The sequence below is a fragment of the Moorena sp. SIO3I6 genome (genome assembly GCF_010672095.1).
This window is the reverse complement of the sequence record NZ_JAAHHU010000794.1, coordinates 1-2187: the sequence shown is the minus strand read 5'-3', so window position 1 is coordinate 2187 and position 2187 is coordinate 1. Positions and strand designations below refer to the sequence as shown.

At 41.6% G+C, this 2187-nt stretch carries 2 protein-coding genes; both read right to left on the bottom strand.

The genetic code is table 11. From position 1 onward, the window contains the following. The coding region (locus tag F6K49_RS42815; protein ID WP_293107622.1) for a tetratricopeptide repeat protein at window positions 1-756 on the bottom strand (756 nt) is incomplete at its 3' end. After that, a complete protein-coding gene (locus F6K49_RS42810) occupies window positions 753-2120 on the bottom strand; it encodes an ATP-binding protein (RefSeq protein ID WP_293107618.1) in 1368 nt (455 codons plus the stop codon). The genes F6K49_RS42815 and F6K49_RS42810, both read right to left, overlap by 4 nt. Between the last annotated feature and the right edge of the window lie 67 nt (window positions 2121-2187).

Genomic DNA, 2187 nt, shown 5'->3' with positions numbered 1-2187 from the left:
TTGTTGAATTTGTAAAGCCTGTTGGAGATAGTCAATCGCTTCTCGATATTGGCCTAAGGATCGATAAGCATTACCCAAGCTACTTAAACAATCTGCCTCACCCTTGCGATCGCCGATTTCTCGTTGCCTTTGTAAAGCCTGTTGAAAATAGTCAATCTCTTCGTCAACAGGTCTACCACTACCAACATTGATGTTGTTTTGCCCTGGTTGGATTACATTATCAGAGAAATCGTTACCTCCTATATCAACAGAAAAATCAAAAATACCTGCGCTCCAATCAAAGAAATCAGGAGCACGACGAATAAAGTATTTAATAGCAAACGCTGGCAAAACAAAAACGAAGCAAAGAGTTGGGAAATGATCTCGAAATAGCTCTCGCCGTTGGTTTAAGTGGTTCAAGATGCTAGGGACAGTATCAAGATTGTAGTAATCCCCGTCTCCGCGATATCCTGGCTTGATATAAGCTTCTAAGGATTTTTCGAGACCTTCAATGAAGAGAATACTCAATTGATCGCGGTCTAGAATCTTTTCAACACGATCATAAAGATTATCAATGGGCTCGGTTAATGTTAAGGTTGCTATTTGCTTCTGGGGTAAATCCTGATGCACTCGCCCAATGATCCGCTTAGCCTCTGCTGGAGGACATTGCATGAACACAATCCCAAATCCCCTCCGTCGCCTTAGCGATCGCAAAAAGGCTTGGTAAATCTCTTCCTTAGAGGGAGGAGTATCCTTAGATGAGTTAGCAAGACTCATAAAGCTCTCACCTTGGTAAGTACATCTTGAAATCTTGGAATCCCTTCGATTAGTGGATGAACGTTACACCAAATCTGTAGGTTATCGTTTTGATCATAATAGCGGTATTCCAAGAGGCAACGCTTCAACAACAAACGTAAGTGATCAACATCATTATTAATATATCCTTGTTTGAGATGACATGCTCGCGCTAAAATTTCCCATTCAGTCTCCCGTACGGTATTCTGATAGGTCTCTCGTGTTTCTTCAATGGCTCGCTTTGCCGCTTTTCCAGTAATCGGTAGTTCATCTGTCCAGTCAATCGCTTTCTGGATTAATTGCATCAAGGTTCGGACATGTCCACCACTCATTAGACAAAGATTCTTTAAGGTCTCACCGTTATCAAATACCGGCGGAAAATCTAGCCCGTCTACTTTCCCCTCTAGGGTTTGAAGTAAGTTGGGTTCGATCAGGTCAATCCGACGGCAGATCAATTCCCTCATTTTGTCTAGCCCTAGTTTATTTTCTGTTCCGTCTGGATTGCGGATCATGATCATTGGCAATACATTAGTATAATAATCATTGGCGAGCTGACTTGCCCGTCCTGAATACATCATCGCTATTGGCACAGTATAAACTACATGACAAGCCAATCCTCCTAACATTTCACTACGATTCAGATAAATTTCATCATAATTGCTTGGTTTACCTGCTTCTCGGGTTTCTACGATTCGATCAAGGTTGTCAACAATCAGGACAATTCCTCGGCTGTCAGCAGACAAAGACTTTTGAGCTTCCTTGATAAAGTCGTTGAGAGCTTCTACTAGAGATGGCGTATTGGCGTTGATTTTTTGCCGGAGTTCACGGCGTTTATCTGGTGTTGCTCGAAGGTTAGTAGTAATCTTGGCAAACTGGGAGATTTGCCCTTCTAAACTTAATCCATCAAAAGCTACCTCGGTCAGGGCAATATCCTTTAAGGATTCCCAACGATCTTTCATCCAATTTAGTAATGGATTATGCTGTTCAAGCTTAATTGCTTCTACCAAGTGGCGAGTGCAAGCCAAGAGAATATCTGCATAATCAGCATCTTGGGGTTCAATATCTTCGTCATCTGCGGCAAAGTAAACCACAAAATACTTCTGTTCTTCTAAATAGTCTTTTAGCCGTAAAAGTTCAGTAGATTTACCGACTCCTCGGTGCCCAGTGTAGAGCTGGCATGTTGGCTGCTTAGAGCGCCTAATTTTAAGTCCTAACTCTCGAATAACTTCCCAATCACCACGAACGTCTTGACAGTCAACATACGCCTTTTTCAGTGGAGGCTGAGAAGGTTCAAATGAACTATAGATTTCGCTCAGTAAGTCCAACGCCACGACTACCTCAAACAATGCTTTAGTTTAGATACTATTTATTATAGTATAGCATGTTTAAATTGGGTAAGTAATTTTATTATTG